The following is a 21454-nucleotide window of genomic DNA, read 5'->3' on the forward strand; positions in this document are numbered from 1 at the left end:
TCTGGCACCGCTGGCACAGCTTTTCTCCGGGAGTGCGGCATCCGGCACACTGGCGCGGAAACAACAGGTCGAAGATCATGGCCGCGGCACAACCGGGGCGGCGCGCACGCCTTGTTGGCCGGGAACCTCACGCCAGTTCAGCGAATCTTTCGTGGGTAGCGGCATGTGCATGAGAACCTTCGAGTCGGTGATGTACATCATCTCCGCGGTAGCGCCGACGGCGACGACAGGACCGCCGACATTGCCGGACGGCAGCGCGGTGAGCGAAGAGCCGTCCTGCTCGACACGCACCACGGGGCGCTGTTGGGAGGACGTGCCCACCAGAAGCGAACCGTCCGGCTGCCAATCCACGCTGACAGCGGAGCCGTCGAGCTCCACCTCGGCGTATTTGGTGGTGTTGACCACGGCACGCTGGCCGTTGTCGCGCCGCTCCACCACACCGATAATGAGGTGGCCGTCGACGACCATGGCCACCCGGGAGCCGCTGCCAGACAAGCGCAGGTAGGTGATTTCACCGTCCACATTCTCGGGCAATTCCACCTGCACGCTGTTCACGCTCACCTCGCCGGTGGCGGTGGAGCGTTCAGCGCGGATCACGCCCTTGCCGTCGGCCACCGCCCAGGCGGCATTGTGGTCGGGCTCCAAACTCGGGCGGGTGAAGCTGCCAGCGCGCTGCACTTCTTTGTTGGCGCCGTCGACATCGCCGGCCACGAGGGCTTGCTCGTCGTCGCTGACATTGATCACGGCGGCGAAATTGCCCTCGTCGCCGATGTCCACCGACGACACGCTGCCGAGCTTGTTGAGAGATTCGACGGGCTCCACCTCGGGCTCTTCTTCCTCAGAGACGGTGTCCACGCTGCTCACCCGCCCATCGCTCAGGGTGTACAGGGCAGGTCCGCCCTCGAGCTGCTTGATCGGGTTGAGGTCCCGGAACTGATCGGTGGACAGCTCCGCGGTCTCCCCCACGACCGGCACGCCATTGAGGGTGACCGGGTACGGGCCGGGCACACCGGCGGCAGCGAGCGTCCACACCACTTGCGCGGCGAAGCGGGCGCGGGTCTTTTCTTCTGCATCGGCCAGACCGGTGAAGCGGTACACGCCGTCGGTGGAGCCGGTGTAGGCGACATCGTCTGCCACGGCGGTAGACACGGCCGGGGCGATCACGGACGAAGGGCCACCGACGAGCAGGTTGAGCAACGCGTCCTCTTTCGACGCAGCACCGGCGTAGACCCAGCGGCGGTCCGGGGTGAGCCCCTGGTCGGTGGAATCGTAGAAGTAGACGTTCCGGGGCTCGTAGTGGTTGCGCAATTCAATGCGGTCCACCACCACGTCGTTAGGCAGGCCCGCAATGCGCCACTGGCCGTCCTCTTGCGCCAGTTCCATCGTGGCTTCGTACAGCTGGTTATCCGGGCGGAACACTCCGCCGGGACCCAGCCTGCCCACGATGCGCCCTTCCACCACATACGACCTCTTGGACTGGTCGGTCATGGGCCGGGAGGTGAGCTCGAAGGTGTCCAGGATGAGCGTTTCCTCGTGTGGCTCCCAGGCCTGCCCCATCGGCCCGGTGAGGTAGCGGCGCGCCGCCTCGTACTGACCAGACGGGTTGGCGGATGCCGCGAAGAATTCGCGCAGCAAGAGATCCGGTTCGGCATCCGGGGTCGGGTCCATGTCCAGCTGCGGGTCCGGCCGCCCTTCGAAGGCGTGGAGAACGTGCGGCTCTGTACTCGTGGGCAGGGTCGCGCAGCCTGCGACCGTGAACAGCATCGCTGCCGAGCAGACGCCGAGTGCTCCTCGGACCCACCCAGTCTTCTTGGTCACCTGAGCGCGCATCACTGCTCACGCTCCTCGGCCGATTCGGCGGAGTCTTTGAGGGCGGCGAAATCGGAGGCGTCCATCGACGTTGCTGCCTCGGGCCGGGACGTGCCAGAAGGCAGGGCCGGCAGGTCGCGCTGGGTGCGCACGAGCTCAGGCGCTTCCTCCTCCTCAGGAGCGCCGGGAGCACGCAGCTCGAGCGGTGCCTGTGTGTAACCGGCCTCCGGGTCACGCGGCAGCACGAGGCGGAACTGAGAGCCGACACCGGCGGTGCCGGCTGCGTCGAGGATGCCGTGATGAAGTTGCGCGTCCTCGCGGGCGATGGCCAGGCCCAGACCGGTGCCGCCGGAATGGCGTTTGCGGGAGGAATCGGCGCGCCAGAAGCGGTTGAACACCAGCTCCTCCTGTCCCGGTTTGAGCCCCACGCCGCCGTCGGTGACGGTGATGGCCACGGCTTCGTCGTTGGCGGCCAGTTCGAGGCACACCGGGTTGCCCTCGGAGTGGTCGATGGCGTTGGCCAAAAGGTTGCGCACGATGCGCTCGATTCGACGGGCATCGCCGACCATCTGCACGGGTTCGTCGGGCACGTCGAATTCGACGGCCACATCGAGCTCCTCGGCCAGCACAGAGGTCTGGGCCCAGGCGGATTCGATCGGCGAGCGCGCGTCCATTTTGGCGGCGGACAGGTCGGCCACACCGGCGTCGTGACGCGAAATCTCCAGCAGGTCTGCGAGCAGCGCTTCGAAGCGATCGAGCTCGCGGATCATGAGCTGGGAGGCGCGCTGAGTGTGCGGTTCGAGATTCTCCTCGTCCCCGGCGATCATGTCGGCGGCCATGCGCACTGTGGTCAGAGGTGTGCGCAGCTCGTGTGAGACATCCGAGGTGAACTGACGTTGCAGGTCGCCGTATTCCTCCAGCTGAGTGATCTTGCTGGACAGGTTGTCGGCCATGTCGTTGAAGGACAGCGCCAGGCGCGCCATCTCGTCCTCGCCCTCGACGGCCATGCGTTCGCGCAGGTGCCCACCAGCGAGCCGCTCGGCAATGCGCGATGCGGAGCGCACAGGGGCGACGAGCTGTTGCGATGACAGCCACGCGATGCCGACGAGCAGCACCACGACGACGATGCCGGCGGAGGTGAGCAGGCCGCGCATGAGCGCCAGCGTCTGACGCTCCGACTGCATGTCCATGACGAGGTAGAGCTGCAGCCCCGGAATATCGGAATCAGTCGGTGTGCCGATGATCAGCGCGTCGTAGACCCGCTCGCCACTGTTGACGGGGTTGAACTGGTAGGCCACCTGACCCTGGGCGACGAAATCGGTGAGGCGCTGCGGGACCGTGAAATTCTCCGGGGAGGTGATCACCCCGTTCTTCTGCGGCACCACCAACACCGGCTCGTAGGCGCCGGTGGCGGGTTGGTCTTGTTGGGAGCTCTGCGCCAATGCCGCACGCGCAGTGTTGAGGCGCCCCTGGGTGGACGCGCCAGTGGCGGAGGTATTACGCAGCTGCTCCTCCACCGTGCCGCGGACACGCTCGAGATCGTTCTCCGCGTTTTCCAGTTTCAGGTCCACGAGGCGCTGCGTGACCACGGACGCGAGGGCGAGCGCGAGCACGCCCATGACGATCGCGGAGACGATGAGCACCGTGCCCACGAACCGGACCTGCAGCGAGGTCCGCCACCGTTGGGCAAGGTTTTCCCTGGCCCGTTTCAGGTTGGTAACCAGGGTCTGTTACACCCCCGGCCGTCCAGTCTTGTAGCCCACTCCGCGGACGGTGAGGACAATCTCGGGATTCTCCGGGTCGTGCTCGATCTTGGAGCGCAGGCGCTGAACGTGCACGTTGACCAGTCGGGTGTCGGAGGCGTTGCGGTAGCCCCACACGGATTCGAGGAGTTCCTCGCGGGTGTGCACCTGGTGTGGCTTGCGCGCCAGCTCGACGAGCAGGTCGAATTCGAGCGGGGTCAGGTTGATCTCGGTGTCGCCGCGGGTGACGATGTGCTGCGGAACGTCAATCGTCAGATCGCCGATCTCGAGCACTTCGCTGGGCTCGTCGGTGTTCTGGCGCAGTCGCGCACGGATGCGTGCGACGAGCTCACGCGGTTTGAACGGCTTGGTGATGTAGTCGTCCGCGCCGGATTCCAGGCCCAGCACCACGTCGACGGTGTCGGTCTTGGCCGTGAGCATGACGATCGGCACGGCGGATTCCTTGCGGATCTCCTTGCAGATATCCACGCCGCTCATGCCCGGGAGCATGAGGTCCAACAAGATAAGGTCCGGCTGGTATTCGCGGAACGCGGGGATCGCCTCGAGGCCGTCGACGACGGGCTTTGCTTCAAACCCTTCAGCCTCCAGCACGATGGTCAGCATCTCGGAGATCGCGGGGTCATCGTCCACGACGAGGATTTTGTTCGTCATCTTTGACTCCTTGCTGCGTTGCGTTACCGCATACCTTAGTGCGCGGGTGGGCGCGAAATTGCGCCGATAGATTGCATGATAGGCCCCGTTTCGCTCGCGCGGAGCCACCGGCCCTCCCAGTCGTGTTCCGCCATGTCGACGTAGGCCGCGTACGTGGCGTCTTGGAGGGCGGTGTCGCGTTCGTAGCGGTCGCGGGTGCGAGAAGCGTCGAGGCTTTCGCGTTTCGCGGCGCGATCGCGCGCGGTCTCCGGCGAGGTGTCGACGAGGACGTGCAGGTCCGGCCGCGGCAGGCCGAGGCGCGCAAATTCGAGCTCGGCGACCCACGCGCGGTCGCTAGTACGCCCCGTGCGCGCCGACGTATACGCCGCATTCGACGCGACGTAGCGGTCGAGCAGGAGCACATCGCTTATCGACGACGCCCAGCGCCGCAGTTCATCCACGACCCCATGCCGGTCAAGGGCGAACATGACGGCCATCCCGTGCGCGGAGTCGGTGAGGTCCCCCATCTTCCCATGCAGGGCGTCGGCGGCCAGCTGGGCGTGGATGGACTCGTTATAACGCGGAAACGCCATCGTGGCAGCGCTGTCGATCCCGTCGACGGTCGGGAGTTCGCGGATCAGTTTTTGAACCAGGGTGTGCTTGCCGGCGCCGTCGATTCCTTCGAGAGCAATGATCATCATGCCACCTCGCTGCTAACTGAGCTCTGCGAAGTTAGTAGCGGTAGTGCTCGGGCTTGAACGGACCAGCAACGTCGACGCCGATGTACTCGGCCTGCTCCTTGGACAGCTCGGTGAGCGTGCCGCCCAGGGCTTCGACGTGAATGCGCGCGACCTTCTCGTCGAGGATCTTCGGCAGGCGGTACACCTGGTTCTCGTACTGGCCGTTGTTGGTGAACAGCTCGATCTGCGCGATGGTCTGGTCGGCGAAAGAGTTGGACATGACGAACGACGGGTGACCGGTCGCGTTGCCCAGGTTGAGCAGGCGGCCTTCGGAGAGCACGATGATGGAATTGCCACTGGGCAGGGTGAACAGGTCCACCTGCGGCTTGATATTCATCCGGGTTACGTCCTCGCGGTGCAGCAGGGAGGCCATATCGATCTCGTTGTCGAAGTGGCCGATATTGCCCAGCACAGCGTGGTCCTTCATCTTGAGCATGTCGTCGAAGGTGATGATGCCCAAGTTGCCGGTGGCGGTGATGATGATGTCGGCATCCCCGATCGCCTCGTCGACGGTGACGACCTTGAAGCCGTCCATGAGCGCCTGCAGCGCGTTGATCGGGTCGACCTCGGTGACGGAGACGATCGCACCCTGGCCGTCGAGCGACTCGGCGACGCCCTTACCCACATCGCCGTAGCCGCACACGAGCGCCTTCTTGCCGCCGATGAGCATGTCGGTGCCGCGGTTGAGCCCGTCGATGACGGAGTGCCGGGTGCCGTAGCGGTTGTCGAACTTGGACTTGGTCACCGCGTCGTTGACGTTCATCGCCGGGAACGGCAGGGTGCCTTCGTTGGCGAAGTGGTACAGGCGGTGGACACCCGTGGTGGTCTCCTCGGTCACGCCCTTGACGTTCTTGGCGGTCTCGGTCCACTTGGTGGAATCTTCCGCCAAGGTTTCGCGGAGCATATTGAAGAAGGCGACCTGCTCGTCGGAATCGGTGTCCGCGGCGGACGGGACAGCGCCGGCGTTTTCGAACTCGGCGCCCTTGATCACAGCCATGGTGGCGTCGCCGCCGTCATCGAGGATCATGTTCGGGTACACGCCCTCACCCCAGGTGAAGATCTGCTTCATGCACCACCAGTACTCGTCGAGGGTCTCACCCTTCCATGCGAAGACGGGCACGCCCTTCGGGTCCTCCGGCGTACCGTCCTTGCCCACGACGATGGCGGCTGCAGCCGGGTCCTCAGTGGAGAAGATATTGCAGGACGCCCAGCGCACCTCGGCACCAAGGGCGGTCAGGGTTTCGATGAGCACCGCAGTCTGGGTGGTCATGTGGATCGCACCGGCGATGCGCGCGCCGGCCAGCGGCTGCTCTTCAGCGTATTCGCGACGCAGCTGCATCAGTCCCGGCATCTCGTGCTCGGCCAGGTCGATCTGCTTACGTCCAGCCTCATGCAGGGACAGGTCGGCGACCTTGAAGTCCTGGCTGAGATCCTGGTTCATGGTTTCTCTCCTTGATAATGCAAATGCGCGTCAATGATGTGTCGTGGCCAGCTTAGGGGTTCGGCCGCAGTGCTTAGGACAGTGCCTCGATGAACTGGTCGACGTCCTGCTCGGAGTCGACGTCCTCGAGGATCGTCACCGCTGCGTCGATAAGCTTCTCGTCGAGCTCGGCGGAAGACGCGCGCAGGAAAGAGTAGGTGTCTGCGGTCTCGCCGGCGCTGAACGGCGCACCCGCCCAGATCGCGGCGATGGTGGCTGCGGCCTGGCCGTTGAGGAGGTCGTCTTCGGAGGCGTTGTCCTTATCGCGGGCCAGCAGGCACGCGTCACGCACCGCTTCTACCCTTTCGTCGAAGTCCATTTCCGCTAGGTCGTCGAGAAAATCGACGTTCACGTCCTCATCGAAGATGGCCATGTCCCAGGTGCTCACGCCGTGCTCCTTCCGGCTCGTCCCGTGCGCTTAAGTCAACTACGTCAAGGTCCACTTCTACTGTCTCGCTGGCGGGATGTCCACCACCTATTTCGGGCTCTACGAGAGGCAGGCGCGGTATGTGCGACACGCCGGGTGAAGAATTGGGGGTGGATTCACGCACGATTAATTGGTAGTTTGTTATCGAGTTGTTATGAGTACCACGTGGCCGATCTCACATGCAGGTCACGGGGGCCTCACGGAACACAACGAAGCACGAGTTAACGCTGAGTCATCATTAGCGATATACCAAGTAACAAGCACACCGCGCAGCCGAACGCGAAAAACACTCAGGGAGGTAAGGAGATGCCGGAGATGGAACTGACTAATCGCCGCTTCGCCATTTTCCTTACCTCTGGCCTGACGCTAGCGGTGCTCGTCGGCTTGCTGGTGTGGAAGGTCTCTGACGCGGGTGTGACCCTGAACAGCCAGGAGACGGAACTCGCTGGCCAGCCTGTCGCCGCCGCGGACGCGACCGCGCAGCAGCGCACCGCGGATGAGCCCACGTCCTCCGAGATGCCATCAAGCGAGACCGCTGAAGGCTCCGCAAGCGCTGGCATGGACGCTTCCACCGGCGCTGGCAATGGCAACGGCAGCGGCAACGTCGCGGGTCCGGTCAAGGATCCGCTGGCCCCGCCGAACGCGAATTTGAACGGCAACCGCGGCGAATCCGCTGAACCGTCCTACTACCGTCCGACGAATGCCGCGCCGGCACCTGCCCCAGCTCAGCCGCAGCAGCAGCAAAAGCAGCAGAGCGTCCGCACATCCGCTTCGGCACCGTCGCGCACACCGGATAGCGCTGACTCGTCCTCCTCGCAGGGCGAGGCACCGGAGACGACGACGCCGTCGGGCTCCACGACCGTGGTGCCGAATGAACCGTCCGAGCCTAAGCGTCCGTCCGAGCCTGCGAAGCCCGGGGTCCAGGAGGGTTCACTCCCGCCGGCGAATGATGCGGAAACGCAGTCCGGCAACGACACGATGGAGATTGACCCATCGGATGCGAAGGCCGCTGCCGAAGCGCTGGGGGTCGCTCCCGCTGCCGATGAGGCGAAGCAGGACGCGCCGAAGAAGCGCCCGGAGGACCCGTTCTCCGCATCCACGCGCGTGCAGCAGGCCCCGGCTCCCGAGGACAACGCCAAGGACGAGGTGCCGGAAACGGCCGAAGGCGCTGCACTGCCCCCGAAGTCGGACGCGCAGGCGAACTCCGCGGAGACCAACTCCACAGAAAAATAGCTCGAAGCAGCTACTTCCCTACCCGCGCGTAGAACACTTCCGCGCGGCCAGAACCGTCACGGGCGCTCACGCGCACATCGGGGTCGCAGGCGGGAATCCACGCGGCGGTGCCCGGGCTCAATTCGAGCGGGCCGCAATCGACCGCACCATCGGTGCACAGAACGATCGCCGGACCAGCGGAGGCCGCGTCGAAGCCGGTACCATCAGCGAGCTCGTAGCGGGTGAGGTGGAAATCCCGCACGGGCACGTCGAAAGCACACGCGCCGTCGACCGCATCAGCGTGCACGCGCGGGTTCACCAGCGTGGAAAAATCGGTGATGCGCACCAGTTCCGGCACGTCCACGTGCTTGGTGGTCAGCCCGCCGCGGAGCACATTATCCGAGTTCGCCATGATCTCCACTGCCATGCCCGACAGGTAGGCATGCAGCCGCCCGGCACCGAGGTACATCGCCTCGCCGGGCGCGAGCTCGACGAAATTGAGCAGCAGCGACGCCAGCACACCGACATCGCCCGGGTGTGCCTCGTCCAATTCGACGAAGCAGCGCGCGGCTTCGCGCATCCAGTCCGGCGTGCCGGAAAATGCACGCTTATCGACGCATCCCCGCACCCCGTCAATCACCTCCACCCGCTTGGCGCGCGGTAATGAGATCCAGGTGGTGAACAGTGCCCGGAGGCCTTCTTCCTCGTTTTCCGATTGGAGCATGGCCGAATAGCGGCTGAGCACCGGGCAGTCGAGGTAGTCGAAGAATTCGAGCGTCTGCTTCGCCGGGCGCAGCCCCGCGAGCGCGCGGAAGGGTGTCAGCGCAACGAGCAGTTCGGGCTTGTGGTTCGGGTCTTTGTAATTCCGCTCCGGCGCATCCAGCGCGATCCCGGCGGCGTTCTCCGCCTCGAATCCGGCGCGGGCTTGCGCCGATGTCGGGTGCGCCTGGATGGACAGCGGGGAATCAGCCGCGAGGATCTTCAGCAAGAACGGCAGCGAATCACCGTAGCGCCCGCGGACCTCTACACCGAGTGCGTCGGCCGGGTCATCGGCGATGACCTCGTCTAACCCCACGCCCTCGATCGTGGCGGGTGCCGCGGGGTGCGAACCGAACCACAGCTCCGCCTCCGGTGTCGCCGACGGGGATTCATCCCCGCGCAGGTCCGCCAATAATGTTCGCGAGCCCCACGGATAGGTCTGCAGCGCTGGTGTGAGCAGCTCCACGTGTGTTCGCCTCTTCTCCTACTGCATGTTGTTCTGTTTGCTGTAGTTGTTTCACTCGACCCGCATTGCCGTAGCCGCGAGGCCACGCACGATGAGCCGGAGCGCCGCAGAGAACTCGTCTCCTGTAGCGGCCACGCCGTCGGTCTCGACATATTCGGCGCGTGCCCCGAATAGGTGCGCGTCACGCTGCGCCCAGACGATGGTCTTCACCGGCACTTGGGCGGGCGGCCCGTCAATGAGGGGGTCATAGAAGATATCGTCCGCCGCCCCGCTCGAGTTACCCGCCGACTCGGCGGAAGTCTGCTCCAACGCCCGAGCCAGGTCCTCGCGGCCGACGAAGCCGCTGGGCAGGCCATGGGCAGACCAAAGCGCTGAGATCAGCGCGGCCACCGCTGCACCGACCGGGGTGTATCCGGTATGCAAGATCCGTGCGCCGTCGACGAATTCACGCAGCTGACGCGCAGCATTGACCGACACGTCGCGCTCCGGGGAGAGCTGGCGGAGTTCGAAGTCGATGGCGTCGGCGGGGCCGTCGATAAGCTCTTGCGTGTCCGTGAGTGCGGCACACACCGCGGCGATCGCGGCGATGGTGCGCAGCGGGGACGCGCCGTCCGCTGTCGGCGGGGCGGGCAGGCAGATCACGCCGCGCGGGATGTCCTCGACCACTGGGCCGGATGCGGGACCGGCGAGCACGACCTCGGCGCCGCGGCCGGCAGCCGCGCTAATCAGGCGGGTAGCGTTCTCCGCGTCGGGAGCATCGCCCACGACGATGACGACATCGAGGGCGCCGACGAATTCAGGCACGAAACGGGTGACCATCACTGGTGCACGGCCGAAATCCAGCAGCGCGACAGCGCACTGCGCCGCGGCATCTGAGACAGCGTCGGTGACCAGCACGACGACGCTGCGCGGCGAGGTGTTCCGCAGCCCGTCGAGAAGCCCTGCTGCTTGCGCGACAGCGCGAACGTGCGCACCTTCGTGGGCGACGTCGAAGAAGCGGACGGACTCGATGTCGTAGCCGGCTGCCCCCTCATAATAGCTCCGGTCGTCGGCGCCCAGGTCAGAATTCGTCTCAGGTGCCATGCCCCACGCTCCTTAACCGCGGATGATGCCCAGCACGTCAGCGACGAGCGCATCGACCTCGTCCTGGGTCTCAGCCTCCACATTGAGGCGCAGCAGCGGCTCGGTATTGGAGGCGCGGACATTGAACCAGGCATTCGTGTCCTTCAGCGACACGGTCACGCCGTCAAGACGGTCGACATTCTCCGTACGGTCGGCGAAAGCCTCGACCACTGCCTCCATCGTCGCGCCCTGGTCGGCGACCTCGGAGTTGATCTCGCCGGATGCGGCGTAGCGGTTGTAGCTGGCCATGAGCTCACTCAGCGGCGCGTCCTGCTCCGCCAGGGCGGCGAGCACGTGAAGGGCGGCGACCATGCCGGAATCGGCGTTGAAGAATTCAGCGAAGTAGTAGTGCGCGGAGTGCTCGCCGCCGAAGAGCGCACCCTTATCGGCCATCTCAGCCTTGATGTAGGAATGGCCCACGCGCGTGCGCACCGGGGTGCCGCCTTTGGCTTCAATCAGCTCCGGCACGGCCTGTGAGGTGATCGCGTTGTAAATGATCGTCGCACCCGGAGACGCCTTGAGCGTGCGCTCTGCCACCAGCGCGGTGATCGCCGACGGGGAGACAGGTTCGCCCTTCTCGTCGACGACGAAGCAGCGGTCAGCGTCGCCATCGAAGGCGAGGCCGATATCCGCGCCTTGCTTGACGACGAACTCCTGCAGGTCCACCAGGTTCTTCGGATCCAGCGGATTCGCCTCGTGGTTGGGGAACGTGCCGTCGAGTTCGAAATAGAGCGGACGGATATCGAGGTTCTCCTCGCTGCCCAGCACCGCCGGGACGGTGTGGCCAGCCATGCCGTTGGCGGCGTCGACGGCGACGACCAATTTCCGGTCGTTCGGCACCGGAACCAGATCACGAAGGAAGTCCGCGTACTCGCCGAGGATATCGCGCTGGCTGACCGTGCCAGACTCGCCGTCGTAGGCGGGCACGCCTTCGACCAGCATGTCGGTGATCTCCGCCAGACCCGTGTCCTGGGAGACCGGGGTGGCGCCGGTGCGGCAGAGCTTGATGCCGTTGTACTGCGCCGGGTTGTGGGAGGCGGTGAACATCGCACCGGCGCAGCCGATCACGCCGGCGGCGAAGTAAAGCTCGTCCGTGGAGGTCAGGCCCAGCTCGATGACGTCTAAGCCCTGGCTGGTCACACCGCGGCCGAATGCAGCGGCCAGCGCCGGCGATGACGGTCGCATGTCGTGGCCGACGGCGCAGGTGGTCTCCCCTTCCCCACGCAAGATGGAGGCGAATGCTGCGCCGGCGTCGAAGACGAAGTCCTCGTCGACAGTGGCCTGATCAGCCGGTTCGACGACACCGCGAATGTCATAGGCCTTGATGGCGGCCTCGACGTCCTCGCGGGAGCGAGTGCGGGTGTGGTTCTGGTGTGCGGGCTGTGACGGTTGTTCAGTCATGACCCCCGATCTTAAACGCGTTCGGGGTGCTACGGGTCGACCTGTCGGCCACTCCCAGAGCAGTCCCAGGCGCCCGCTAGCGTGAATCAGTGCCCGCTAGCGCGAATCGGTGTCTGTCTGCTCTGTATCCGTATCTGGATCGGGCACGACAGTCAGGTGCGCGCGGCGGGCGGCCTTGTGCTCGGCGAGGTGCTCGCCGACACGCTTTGTCCGGTACACGGGGTGGTTGGACGTGTCCGGGTTGGTGAAATCACGCTCGGTGTCGAATTCGATCGGGTCCTGAGTGGTATCCACTAGGCCCGTGGTCACGCGCCCGGCCTCACTGACGGCCTGAGCCAGGGCGGTGATCTCTTCTTCGTCGGAGAGCTCGATATTGTCGATGCGCACCATCTCCCAGCCCACGGGGGCGGTGATGTGCTCGGAGTGGCGCTGGCACAGATCCCACGCGTGCGGGTCCGGCGACGGGGACAGCGGCCCGACGATGGCGGTTTTCTCGGAGTACGCGTACACGAGCGTGGCGATGGCGGGGCGGCCACACCCGGGGCGACAGCAACGGCGGAAGGTACTCACGGGGCAATAGTCTAAACCCAAGGTTTAGTTTTTGGCTCGCGACGCGCGGCGCGTCCGCACTCGCCCCACTGGCGCACAGTCCTAGATTGATAGCTATGACTCACCCCGGCGCACATCCCGCACGCTTGGACACCAGCTCCGGCAACGGCCCCGGCCACGGTCCGGCCACAGGCGCAAGCACGGACACTGCGCGCCTGCCAGTGCGGCGCGACCGCCACGGCCACGGTGTGCGAGGGCCGCTCATGCCGGTGTCCGTCCCGCGCTACCGCACCCGCTCCATGGACTTCGACCAGGCAGTGCTCGAAGCGTATGCGCCGCTGCAGAACCGCTATTTCGACCACCTGACCGGCGTGGACCTGGCAGTGGACACGATCCCGCGCATGCGGCTGCGTTCCGACATGATCATGCCCGACGAGATCTACGCCGACGGCCCGATCCCGCTGGGCCGCGTACTGCAGGCAGGCGTGGACCGCGCCGGGAATCCGACGCGCGCACGCATCGTGATCTTCCGCATGCCGATCGAGCAGCGCTGCACAAATGCAGTAGAGCGGTCAGAACTACTCACTGTGGTTCTGACCGCTCTGGTCGCGCATTATCTGAATCTGGACCCGCGGGATATCGACCCGAATTTCCAGTACTGAGTGAAGCGTTAGCCGATCTGCTTACGCAGGCGGCGGCGCTCACGGTCGGAGAGACCGCCCCAAATGCCGAAGCGCTCATCGTGCTCGAGCGCGTATTCAAGGCACTCGTCGCGCACTGCACATGCCTGACAGATGCGCTTTGCCTCGCGTGTGGATCCACCCTTTTCAGGAAAGAATGCCTCCGGATCGGTCTGAGCGCACAGGGCCTGGTCCTGCCACTCCTGCTCGACGGTGCCGAACAGTTCGTCGAGGGTCATTCCGCCCGCAGCCGCGCCGCGGAGAGTGGCGCCTGAAACCATGTCTTCCACGCCGTCCCCTTTCTGAGTCTTGTTTGTCGCCGTGTTGCTGTCGTGGCGCTGATTGCCAATGCCCGCCATAGTGCCATGCCGTCAGCATCGTCCCCACCGTGTGGCCGCCGCTGATTACACAAGTGTGATTCAACCCTCGCGCACTAAATAGCGTCAACACGAAGCGGGACAAAACTATCGCTTCGCTGGGCATTAGCGCGGGTTTCGGCCGTCGCACGCAACATCAGTCACATGCGCCACATACCACTCGCGACGGGGGTGGAGTGCGGGGGTACTAGATATTGTGGTGGGTACCCCCACAAGCAACTAATGCGCTGGTTCCCCGGCGTGTCGCTACGCGTCCGGCGAAAAACGCACTCCCAGGTCCGGAATATCCACACCCGGCCACACGCGCATTCCGCCCTGCAGCTCGCAGCGCGCACCGATATTCACGCCGTCGCCGATCACGCAGTCCTGGATGCGCGCATTCGCACCGATGGTCGTGCCGGAGGCGATGATGGAATCACGGATCATGGCGCCGGGCTCGATGGTCACACCGTCAAAGACCACACAGTCATCGAGGCGGCAGCCCGCGCCGATGGTGGAGCCGCGACCGACAGAGGTTCCGCCGACGAGGATGGCGCCGCCGGCAACACCAGCGGATTCGTCGATAAGCGATTCTCCCGTGCGCCCCTCCAACAGCGGACTGGGCGCGATACCGCGGACGAGGTCCGACGAGCCCTGGACGAAGTCCGACGGGCGGCCCATGTCGCGCCAGTAGCTCGCATCGACGTGGCCGTAGACGCGAGCGCCGGATTTGAGCAGGCCGGGGAATGTCTCGCGCTCGACGGAGACGACGCGGCCTTCCGGAATCGCACGGATCACGTCGCGCTCGAAGACGTAGCAGCCGGCGTTGATCTGGTCTGTCGGCGGCGCCTCCGTCTTCTCCAGGAAGGCCTCCACGCGCCCGTCGGCGTCGGTGGGCACGGAACCGAACTGGCTCGGGTCCGGCACGCGCACGAGGTGCAGCGTGACGTCCGCGTCCTTGTCGGCGTGCGTCTGCAGGATGCCGCCCAGGTCCGCGCCGGAGAGCACATCGCCATTGAAGATCATGGCCGTGTCGAAGCGCAGGCGCGACTCGACATTGCGGATGCCGCCGCCGGTGCCCAGCGCTTCCTCCTCCACGACGTATTCGATATCCAGGCCCATCTCGGAGCCGTCGCCGAAGTATTCCTCGAAGACCTCCGCCTTATAAGAGGTGCCCATGACCACGTGCTCGATGCCCGCGGCCTTGATGCGGGCGAGCAGGTGCGCCAAAAACGGGTAACCGGCGGTGGGCAGCATCGGCTTGGGCGTGGACACCGTCAGCGGACGCAGGCGTGTTCCCTGCCCGCCGACCAGCACGACTGCATCGATCTGGGAGGGGTCTACCGTGGAAGCCATTGTGTGGTGCGGCCTTTCTGTTGGTTGCTACCGTTCGTCGTCTCGGTGATGAAGGTATGGAATTGAACTCTCCCGCAGCGGCACCGCCGCGGGAGAAGCTTGCGCATTAACCTAACGGTTCGGTCTGCCAATAGGGCGCTTTGACGGGGCCAAGCGACTGGACAGTGGCTAGGAACTCACCTGGAAAGCCTTTTTCAAGCACTGCCCCACAGGCCGGCGAGCACGGCACGGCCTTTGAGTCCCAACCACAGCGCGGCGCGGATCGGTGCTTGCCAGGTGTGCGGGTGGCGGTCGGCCTGGAAGCGGTAGGCGGAATCGTGGTGCGCGGGCACGGTGACGCGGGAATGTTTCTTCGCGGAGTGGCCCTGGTCGTGGAAGATCACGGAATCAGGGCAGAAGATATTGTCCCAACCGGCGCGGGATAGACGGTCGCCGAAGTCGATGTCCTCGAAGTACATGAAGTAACGCTCGTCGAAGCCACCGATGGCGTCGAAAGCCTCCCAGCGCACGAGCAGGCACGAGCCCGACAGCCAGCCGGCGAGGCGGACCGTCGTGAGGTTCTCCCCCGCTTTGTATGCCTTACTGAAAGGGTTGCCCGGCCACACCGGGTAGAGCACGGCATGCCCGATGCCAGTGACCAGCGTGGGCACTTCGCGTGCCGACGGGTAGGCCGAGCCGTCGAGCTCCTCAATACGCGGACCGACCGCCCCAGCGCGCGGGTGCTCGCGGGCGCACTCGAGCAGTCGGTCGAGGGAACCGGGACTGAATTCCACGTCGGGGTTGACGATGAGGAAGTACTCGCCGTCGATCTCGCCTGCCTCACGCGCCGCGGCGAGGTGCCGGGCAGCGGCGTTGATGGCCGCGCCGTAGCCGATATTTCCGCCGGTGGGCATGAAGTCCACGTCCGCGCGCTCCGCGGCCATCGCCTGCGGCACGCCGTCGGTGGAACCGTTATCCGCACAGATCAGGCGCGTTTCACATACGGAGGCGGAGCTGAGCGTATCGACGAGCCCCGCCAGGTGCTTCCCCGGCGAGAACGTCACAGTGACCACGGCCAACGGGGCAGCACCCTGCCCCGCCGCGGCGTCTCGTCCAAAAGTCGTACTCACAGTGTGGCAGCTTACAGCCGACAGCTGCTGCTGGATCTCGGCGCGCGCGGGAGTGTGCACTATACTTTCCACCTAATGTGAACAACCCTCCGCGCGGGGTTCCGCTGGGCTGCTCGTGGCAGCCCGCACCTCCGCACGGCAGGCGGCGTGTGGACGAGACTTAGAGGGGCAATTTTCGTGAGCGTGAAATACCGGCCGGTGCGCGATATCCAGCCGGCCCCTTCCCGCGTGAAGGACATCAGCCAGGCAGGCCACCCGGCACTGAAGGCAGTGCTGGCGGTGCTGTCTGCACTCATCCTGCTCGTCTCCGCGTTGGGGTACTACTCCGTGGGCCGCTTGGGCGGGAACCTCTCCTCGACGGATCTGACACTCTCGGACGACAACCTCGACGGCGAGGACGGCGCAGTGGACATCCTGCTGGTCGGCTCCGATTCCCGCACCGACGCCCAGGGCAACCCGCTTTCCGAAGACGAGTTGGCGCGCCTGAATGCGGGCGAGGCAGACGGTGAGCTGAACACAGACACGATCATGGTGATCCGCGTGCCCAACGACGGTTCCCGCGCCACCGCCGTGTCCATCCCGCGTGACACGTACATCCACGATTCGACCTACGGCAATACGAAGATCAACGGTGTCTACGGCCAGTACGCGAACGATAAGCGCGAGGAACTTCTCCAAGACGGGGAGAAGGAAGGCAAGGAGCTCGAGGAGAAAGTCGCCCAAGCTGGGCAGCAGGGGCTTATCGACGCCGTCGCTGACCTCACCGGCGTCGAAGTCGACCACTACGCCCAGGTGGGCCTGCTCGGCTTCGTGCTACTGACCGACGCTGTCGGCGGCGTGGAGGTCTGCCTGAACGAGGCAGTGGACGAGCCTTTGTCCGGCGCGAAATTCCCTGCCGGCCGCTCCACCTTGGACGGCACGAAGGCTCTGGCATTTGTCCGCCAGCGCCACGACCTGCCACGCGGCGATCTGGACCGCATCGTCCGCCAGCAGGCATTCATGGCCTCCCTGGTCAACGAGGCGCTCTCCGCTGGCACCCTGTCGAATCCGGCGAAGCTGCGTGAACTGTCCAATGCGGTGGAGCGTTCCGTCAACGTCGATTCCGGCTGGAATGTCATGGGCCTGGTGAGCCAGATGTCCGACCTGGCCGCCGGCAATGTCACCTTCTCCACCATCCCGGTCACCTCCGTCAACGGCGTGGGCGATTACGGCGAGTCCATCGTCACCGTCGACCCGCAGCAGGTCCACGACTTCATGGACGACCTGGCCCAGAAGCAGGAAGAGACCGCCGAGCCGACTGACGAGACCAGCACCGACAACCCCGATGGCACGGACGGTGCCGCCGACATCTCCGCCGCTTTGAGCGGTGCGTCGGTCACTTTGCTGAACGCCGGCAGCACTCCGGGCTTGGCCGCCGCCGTCGGCGGCTTCCTGGAGGAGAAGAAGCTCACGATCGAGAGCATCGGCAACGCCACCCCCGGCATTTACGCCACCTCCCAGGTCGTCGCCCCCACCGCCGATGACCCGGCCGCCACGGAACTCGCTGAATTGCTCGGCGGCCTGCCTGTCACCGTCAACGAGTCCCTCGACCCTGGCTCCGTCATCGTGGTCACCGCCGACGATTACACCGGCCCCGCTTCCGACGACGTGGACCCCGACGCCGGCGCCGACGAGCTGACGGAGGAAGACACCGTGGGCACCCCGGGCGAAGACTTCGGTGCCGCCGAGGTCGCCCCGGAGATCAACGCCGGTGGCTCCGGCCCCCGCTGCGTGAACTAACTCCCCGCTCACCCGGCCGCAGCGTTTTCCCTACGATGGGTTGCCATGAGCCTGCTCACGCCGATCGTGTCCACCGACCCTGCCAGCCCCCGGCTGACGGTCTACGACGAGACCGCCGGCACGCGGATGGAGTTCTCCGGCGTGACGCTGGAGAACTGGGCCAACAAGATCGCCAACATGCTCGTCGAGGAATTCGAATTCGACGACCCCTCCGCCGCACCCACGATCGTCGTTGACCTTCCCATCTCCTGGCAGGCCGCCGTCCTGCCCATCGGCATCTACAACGCCGGCCTGACCTTCACCGTCAGCCCGGGCGCCGCCGACACAAACACCGATGTCAGCGACACCAACCTGGTCTTCACCACCGTCGACCGGCTGGAGAACTGGCCGAAGGGCACCGATGTCGTGGTGGTCTCGAGCGATCCTTTCGGCCGCGGCGTGACGGAGACCGGTGGGACGCTCCCGCCCGGCATCGTCGACTTCGGCCCGACTGTCCGCTTCTACGGCGACCAGTACTTCGGCGACTCCGCCGAGCTCGCCGATTGGAGCGCCCCCGTTGGCGGTGAATCAGCACCGGGAACGACAGCCGAACGCATCCTCATTCCCGCTTGGACATCGCGCAAGGAATTCGACGCGAATGTGATGGCGCCGCTCGCCGCTGGTGGCTCCGTGGTGGTCATCGCCGGGATGGCGTCCGCCGACCGCATCGAGCAGATCGCCGAGGCTGAAAAAGTCACCGCCCGCCGCGCCTAGCCACCGACCGAGAAGCAGCGTCTACCGCCCGAACCAGCGACGGACGAGCTTGCGCCACACCACCCGTGCGGCGGAGTGCGGGACGGCGATGATCTCGCGGGAGTAGTTCTTCAACCGGGACGTCTTCGGCGTCGGCGCTGCGATCACGGTGACTGGCACGCCGAGGTGGGCGGCCCAGACTTTTGTGCGCGCGACATGGAAACCGTTGGTGACCACGATAAGGCGCGCAGCATCCGGAAAGAGCTTCCGGGAATTCTCCAGGTTCTCGTTGGTGGAGGTCGCCTCGGGTTCCTCCACGATGCGTGAAGCAGCTAGGCCGTGCTCGATGAGCCAGCGCGCCATCACTGCCGATTCCCCTTTCCCCGTCACCACGACGGGGGCGGTGGAATGCGTCGACGCGACAGACAGCGCCGTGGCCAGGCGCGCTTCGAGCATGCGCGACGGCCGGCCGTCGATAATGCGCGCCCCGAGCACCACCACGGGGTTCGGGGTGCTACTCACCGCCGCCGAGGAGACGCTCGCGCAGCGCCTCGTCCTTGCGCTCGACTTCTCGGGCCATATTCGCCTGGTAGTCGACCATGCGGCGCTGGATCGCCGGGTCGGTGGAGCCGAGAATGCGCGCGGCGAGCAGGCCCGCGTTCTTCGCACCACCGATGGACACGGTGGCCACGGGGACCCCGCCCGGCATTTGCACGATGGACAGCAGCGAGTCGAGGCCGTCTAGATCCTTCAGCGCACGCGGAATGCCGATGACCGGCAACGGCGTGGCGGCAGCGACCATGCCCGGCAAGTGCGCCGCACCACCGGCGCAGGCGATGATGACCTGCAGGCCGCGCTCATGCGCACCCTTGGCGTACGCCAGCATTTTCTCCGGAGTGCGGTGCGCGGAGACGACCCCGACCTCGAAGCGGATACCGAACTCAGCGAGGATTTCCGCCGCGGGCGCGACAGTGTCCCAGTCCGAGTCGGACCCCATGATGATTCCTACCTGCGGTTCCATGTGTGCTCCTTCACTTCCCTACTTAGCAGCACCAGTGCCATTGACGATGATGTCCGCCGCCGCGGTGGCCCGCTCGAGCACGGTGTCTAGGTCCGTGCCGGAGACATTGACGTGCCCCATCTTGCGTCCCGGGCGGTGGCCCTTGCCGTAGAGGTGGACCTTGGCGTCCGGGTAGCGGCGCATGACCTCGACGACGCGGTCTTCCATCGGCTCTTCCGGCTCGACATCGGCGCCGAGGGTGTTCACCATGACGGTGTACGGCGCGGTGGTCTCCACCGACCCCAGCGGCCAGTCCAGCACTGCACGGAGGTGCTGCTCGAACTGGCTGGTCACGCAGCCGTCCTGCGTCCAGTGACCGGTGTTGTGCGGGCGCATGGCGAGTTCGTTGACGATCACGCTCTTTTCCTCATCCGCGCATTCGAAGAGCTCCACGGCCAGTACGCCGGTGACATCCAACTCGGTGGCGATCTTCTTCGCCAGCTCGCGGCAGTACTCCGCCTGCTTATCAGTCATGCCCGGCGCGGGTGCGATCGCTTCGACGCAGATGCCATCTCGCTGGCGCGACTCCACGACCGGCCACGCCTGGACCTCGCCGGACGGGGTGCGCGCAACCATGGCGGAGAGCTCACGGCCGAAGTCGACCTTGCGCTCGGCATACAGCGGCGTGCCCTTATCCAGCAGATCCGCAACGAGGCTTTCCGCCTCCTCGCGGGTGTCCGGGAACCAGACGCCGTGGCCGTCGTATCCGCCGCGGGTGGCCTTCAGGCACATCTCGCCGTCGACGGAATCGAAAAACTCACCGGCATCGGCCGCCGACTCGATCGGCGCAAATTCGGGCACCGGCGCACCGATCTCCTTCATCTTGCGGCGCTGCTCGAGCTTGTCTTGGGCGTAGATCAGCGCACGCGGCTGTGGCTGCACGCTGACACCGGCAGCGATCAGCTCGTCGAGGTACTCGTTGGGTACGTGCTCGTGGTCGAACGTGGCCGCCGCTGCCCCGTCGACGACTGCCTTCAGGTCGTCCAAGTTCGTGTAGTCGCCGATGCGCACGTCACCGAAGACCTGCGCCGCCGACGCGTCCTCCGCACCGGCCAGCACACGCGGCGCGAGCCCGAGCTCGATTGCCTCCGTGTGCATCATGCGGGCCAACTGGCCGTCGCCGATCACCGCGATGATCGGCATTCCCTGGGCATCTCTTTGCGTGTTACTCACGCTTGCCCACTGTAGTGAACAAGCAGGTACCGCACGCCATCGGTCACCGCCCTTAAACCCGGCAGCGCGACCAACAACCACCGGGAGATAGCTACCATCGGCCATATGACTACCTTCAGCCGCCACACGGTTTTCCAGAACTCCCTGATGTCCGCGCTCCTCGACGGAATCTACGACGGGGAGATGACCATCGGGCAGATCCTGTCCAAGGGCAATTTCGGCCTGGGCACCTTCGATGGGTTGGACGGCGAGATGATCATCCTCGACGGCACGTGCTACCAGCTGCGCAGCGACGGCACGGCGACTATCGCTGACCTGGACCAGAAGAGCCCGTTCGCGCAGGTGACCAATTTCGTGCCGAAGATCGTGGAGCCAGCGCCAAAGGGCATGAAGCGCAAGGAGCTCTCCGCGTTCATCGACGATCTGGAGCCGTCGGGCAATTACTTCCACGCGGTGCGCATTTCAGGCACGTTCACCAACGTTGTCACCCGCACGGTGACGAAGCAGTCCAAGCCATACCAGCCGATGCGCGATGCGGTGGGCGACGACAAGGAGATCACGTTCGACAACGCCCGCGGCATCATCGGCGGCTTCCGCACCCCGAAGTACGCGAAGGGCATCGGCATCCCGGGCTGCCACGTCCACTTCATCGACGAGGAGCGCACCTCCGGCGGCCACGTCCTCGACTACACCGTCGACGACGCGACAATCGAGCTGTGCCCCGGCACCGACATGGAGCTCCACCTGCCGCTCACCGCGGACTTCGCTGCCGGCAACCTCTCCCCCGACGACATCGACGAGCAGATTCACACCACAGAGGTGAAGAGCTGACGCCCGCTCGCCCGCACCGA

At 65.5% G+C, this 21454-nt stretch carries 21 protein-coding genes; 5 read left to right on the top strand and 16 right to left on the bottom strand.

The window, feature by feature from the left end; translation table 11 throughout:
• Window positions 1–75: 75 nt before the first annotated feature.
• The 6 genes from M3G19_RS04520 to M3G19_RS04545 form a co-directional block, all read right to left on the bottom strand.
• The gene (locus tag M3G19_RS04520) at window positions 76–1830 is read right to left on the bottom strand and encodes an LpqB family beta-propeller domain-containing protein (RefSeq protein WP_259901186.1); all 1755 of its coding nucleotides are present in this window, start codon (window positions 1828–1830) and stop codon (window positions 76–78) included.
• On the bottom strand, window positions 1830–3428 hold the full coding sequence (gene mtrB, locus M3G19_RS04525) for an MtrAB system histidine kinase MtrB (protein ID WP_396121747.1): 1599 nt from the start codon (window positions 3426–3428) through the stop codon (window positions 1830–1832). The genes M3G19_RS04520 and mtrB overlap by 1 nt, the downstream gene beginning before the upstream one ends.
• A gap of 111 nt (window positions 3429–3539) precedes the next feature.
• Complete coding sequence (gene mtrA, locus M3G19_RS04530; RefSeq protein WP_259900951.1) at window positions 3540–4223, bottom strand: MtrAB system response regulator MtrA; 684 nt, start codon at window positions 4221–4223, stop codon at window positions 3540–3542.
• Between the two features lie 35 nt (window positions 4224–4258).
• Window positions 4259–4900 carry a dTMP kinase gene (locus tag M3G19_RS04535; protein ID WP_259901191.1) on the bottom strand — a complete coding sequence of 214 codons (642 nt, stop codon included), beginning with the start codon at window positions 4898–4900 and terminating at the stop codon, window positions 4259–4261.
• A 34-nt stretch (window positions 4901–4934) separates the two neighbouring features.
• A complete protein-coding gene (ahcY, locus tag M3G19_RS04540; protein ID WP_259900953.1) occupies window positions 4935–6383 on the bottom strand; it encodes an adenosylhomocysteinase in 1449 nt (482 codons plus the stop codon).
• Between the two features lie 73 nt (window positions 6384–6456).
• Window positions 6457–6810 (bottom strand): DUF4259 domain-containing protein, encoded by a 354-nt coding sequence (locus M3G19_RS04545; protein ID WP_259900959.1) that lies wholly within the window; start codon window positions 6808–6810, stop codon window positions 6457–6459.
• A 354-nt stretch (window positions 6811–7164) separates the two neighbouring features.
• On the opposite strand from M3G19_RS04545, the gene M3G19_RS04550 reads away from it, so the two are divergent.
• The gene (locus M3G19_RS04550) at window positions 7165–8082 is read left to right on the top strand and encodes a hypothetical protein (RefSeq protein WP_259900961.1); all 918 of its coding nucleotides are present in this window, start codon (window positions 7165–7167) and stop codon (window positions 8080–8082) included.
• Between the two features lie 10 nt (window positions 8083–8092).
• Here M3G19_RS04550 and manA read toward each other — a convergent pair whose 3' ends face one another.
• The 4 genes from manA to M3G19_RS04570 form a co-directional block, all read right to left on the bottom strand.
• Window positions 8093–9286, bottom strand: a complete 1194-nt coding sequence (gene manA, locus M3G19_RS04555) for a mannose-6-phosphate isomerase, class I (protein ID WP_259900963.1) — start codon at window positions 9284–9286, stop codon at window positions 8093–8095.
• A gap of 51 nt (window positions 9287–9337) precedes the next feature.
• Complete coding sequence (locus M3G19_RS04560) at window positions 9338–10369, bottom strand: hypothetical protein (protein WP_259900965.1); 1032 nt, start codon at window positions 10367–10369, stop codon at window positions 9338–9340.
• 12 nt (window positions 10370–10381) lie between these two features.
• Entirely contained in the window at window positions 10382–11809 is a 1428-nt protein-coding gene (locus M3G19_RS04565) for a phosphomannomutase/phosphoglucomutase (protein ID WP_259900969.1), read from the bottom strand.
• Window positions 11810–11905: 96 nt separating this feature from the next.
• Entirely contained in the window at window positions 11906–12379 is a 474-nt protein-coding gene (locus tag M3G19_RS04570; RefSeq protein WP_259900970.1) for a DUF3499 domain-containing protein, read from the bottom strand.
• Between the two features lie 242 nt (window positions 12380–12621).
• Between M3G19_RS04570 and M3G19_RS04575 the strand changes: the two genes are divergently transcribed.
• Window positions 12622–13020, top strand: a complete 399-nt coding sequence (locus M3G19_RS04575) for a metallopeptidase family protein (RefSeq protein WP_246875155.1) — start codon at window positions 12622–12624, stop codon at window positions 13018–13020.
• Window positions 13021–13028: 8 nt separating this feature from the next.
• On the opposite strand, the gene M3G19_RS04580 is transcribed toward M3G19_RS04575, so the two are convergent.
• From M3G19_RS04580 to M3G19_RS04590, 3 genes are all read right to left on the bottom strand, one after another.
• A complete protein-coding gene (locus tag M3G19_RS04580; RefSeq protein ID WP_282597884.1) occupies window positions 13029–13319 on the bottom strand; it encodes a WhiB family transcriptional regulator in 291 nt (96 codons plus the stop codon).
• Window positions 13320–13661: 342 nt separating this feature from the next.
• Window positions 13662–14750, bottom strand: coding sequence for an NDP-sugar synthase (locus M3G19_RS04585; RefSeq protein ID WP_259900972.1), 1089 nt, complete (start codon window positions 14748–14750; stop codon window positions 13662–13664).
• Window positions 14751–14944: 194 nt separating this feature from the next.
• Entirely contained in the window at window positions 14945–15859 is a 915-nt protein-coding gene (locus tag M3G19_RS04590; protein WP_259900973.1) for a glycosyltransferase family 2 protein, read from the bottom strand.
• Window positions 15860–16036: 177 nt separating this feature from the next.
• On the opposite strand from M3G19_RS04590, the gene M3G19_RS04595 reads away from it, so the two are divergent.
• On the top strand, window positions 16037–17638 hold the full coding sequence (locus M3G19_RS04595) for an LCP family protein (protein ID WP_259900974.1): 1602 nt from the start codon (window positions 16037–16039) through the stop codon (window positions 17636–17638).
• A gap of 45 nt (window positions 17639–17683) precedes the next feature.
• A complete protein-coding gene (locus tag M3G19_RS04600) occupies window positions 17684–18391 on the top strand; it encodes a TIGR03089 family protein (protein ID WP_259900976.1) in 708 nt (235 codons plus the stop codon).
• 21 nt (window positions 18392–18412) lie between these two features.
• On the opposite strand, the gene M3G19_RS04605 is transcribed toward M3G19_RS04600, so the two are convergent.
• Genes M3G19_RS04605 through M3G19_RS04615 form a run of 3 tightly spaced genes read right to left on the bottom strand, consistent with a single transcriptional unit; the run spans window position 18413 to window position 20603 of the window.
• Window positions 18413–18892, bottom strand: a complete 480-nt coding sequence (locus M3G19_RS04605) for a YdcF family protein (RefSeq protein WP_259900977.1) — start codon at window positions 18890–18892, stop codon at window positions 18413–18415.
• Window positions 18885–19391 carry a 5-(carboxyamino)imidazole ribonucleotide mutase gene (purE, locus tag M3G19_RS04610; RefSeq protein ID WP_259900980.1) on the bottom strand — a complete coding sequence of 169 codons (507 nt, stop codon included), beginning with the start codon at window positions 19389–19391 and terminating at the stop codon, window positions 18885–18887. Before purE ends, M3G19_RS04605 begins: the two co-directional genes overlap by 8 nt.
• A gap of 18 nt (window positions 19392–19409) precedes the next feature.
• Window positions 19410–20603: a 5-(carboxyamino)imidazole ribonucleotide synthase gene (locus tag M3G19_RS04615; protein ID WP_259900981.1), complete on the bottom strand. Its 1194-nt coding sequence runs from the start codon at window positions 20601–20603 to the stop codon at window positions 19410–19412.
• Window positions 20604–20708: 105 nt separating this feature from the next.
• Between M3G19_RS04615 and budA the strand changes: the two genes are divergently transcribed.
• Window positions 20709–21434, top strand: a complete 726-nt coding sequence (gene budA / locus M3G19_RS04620; RefSeq protein WP_259900982.1) for an acetolactate decarboxylase — start codon at window positions 20709–20711, stop codon at window positions 21432–21434.
• Window positions 21435–21454 lie beyond the last annotated feature (20 nt).

It is taken from the genome of Corynebacterium sp. p3-SID1194 (genome assembly GCF_025144155.1).
Lineage (GTDB): Bacteria > Actinomycetota > Actinomycetes > Mycobacteriales > Mycobacteriaceae > Corynebacterium.

Bases quoted from the DNA above. Each gene is read 5' to 3' on its own strand.
- M3G19_RS04520 (WP_259901186.1), bottom strand. From the start codon at position 1,830: ATGCGCGCTCAGGTGACCAAGAAGACTGGGTGGGTCCGAGGAGCACTC.
- mtrB (WP_396121747.1), bottom strand. From the start codon at position 3,428: ATGGGCGTGCTCGCGCTCGCCCTCGCGTCCGTGGTCACGCAGCGCCTC.
- mtrA (WP_259900951.1), bottom strand. From the start codon at position 4,223: ATGACGAACAAAATCCTCGTCGTGGACGATGACCCCGCGATCTCCGAG.
- M3G19_RS04535 (WP_259901191.1), bottom strand. From the start codon at position 4,900: ATGATCATTGCTCTCGAAGGAATCGACGGCGCCGGCAAGCACACCCTG.
- ahcY (WP_259900953.1), bottom strand. From the start codon at position 6,383: ATGAACCAGGATCTCAGCCAGGACTTCAAGGTCGCCGACCTGTCCCTG.
- M3G19_RS04550 (WP_259900961.1), top strand. From the start codon at position 7,165: ATGGAACTGACTAATCGCCGCTTCGCCATTTTCCTTACCTCTGGCCTG.
- M3G19_RS04560 (WP_259900965.1), bottom strand. From the start codon at position 10,369: ATGGCACCTGAGACGAATTCTGACCTGGGCGCCGACGACCGGAGCTAT.
- M3G19_RS04565 (WP_259900969.1), bottom strand. From the start codon at position 11,809: ATGACTGAACAACCGTCACAGCCCGCACACCAGAACCACACCCGCACT.
- M3G19_RS04575 (WP_246875155.1), top strand. From the start codon at position 12,622: ATGCCGGTGTCCGTCCCGCGCTACCGCACCCGCTCCATGGACTTCGAC.
- M3G19_RS04580 (WP_282597884.1), bottom strand. From the start codon at position 13,319: ATGGTTTCAGGCGCCACTCTCCGCGGCGCGGCTGCGGGCGGAATGACC.
- M3G19_RS04585 (WP_259900972.1), bottom strand. From the start codon at position 14,750: ATGGCTTCCACGGTAGACCCCTCCCAGATCGATGCAGTCGTGCTGGTC.
- M3G19_RS04600 (WP_259900976.1), top strand. From the start codon at position 17,684: ATGAGCCTGCTCACGCCGATCGTGTCCACCGACCCTGCCAGCCCCCGG.
- purE (WP_259900980.1), bottom strand. From the start codon at position 19,391: ATGGAACCGCAGGTAGGAATCATCATGGGGTCCGACTCGGACTGGGAC.
- budA (WP_259900982.1), top strand. From the start codon at position 20,709: ATGACTACCTTCAGCCGCCACACGGTTTTCCAGAACTCCCTGATGTCC.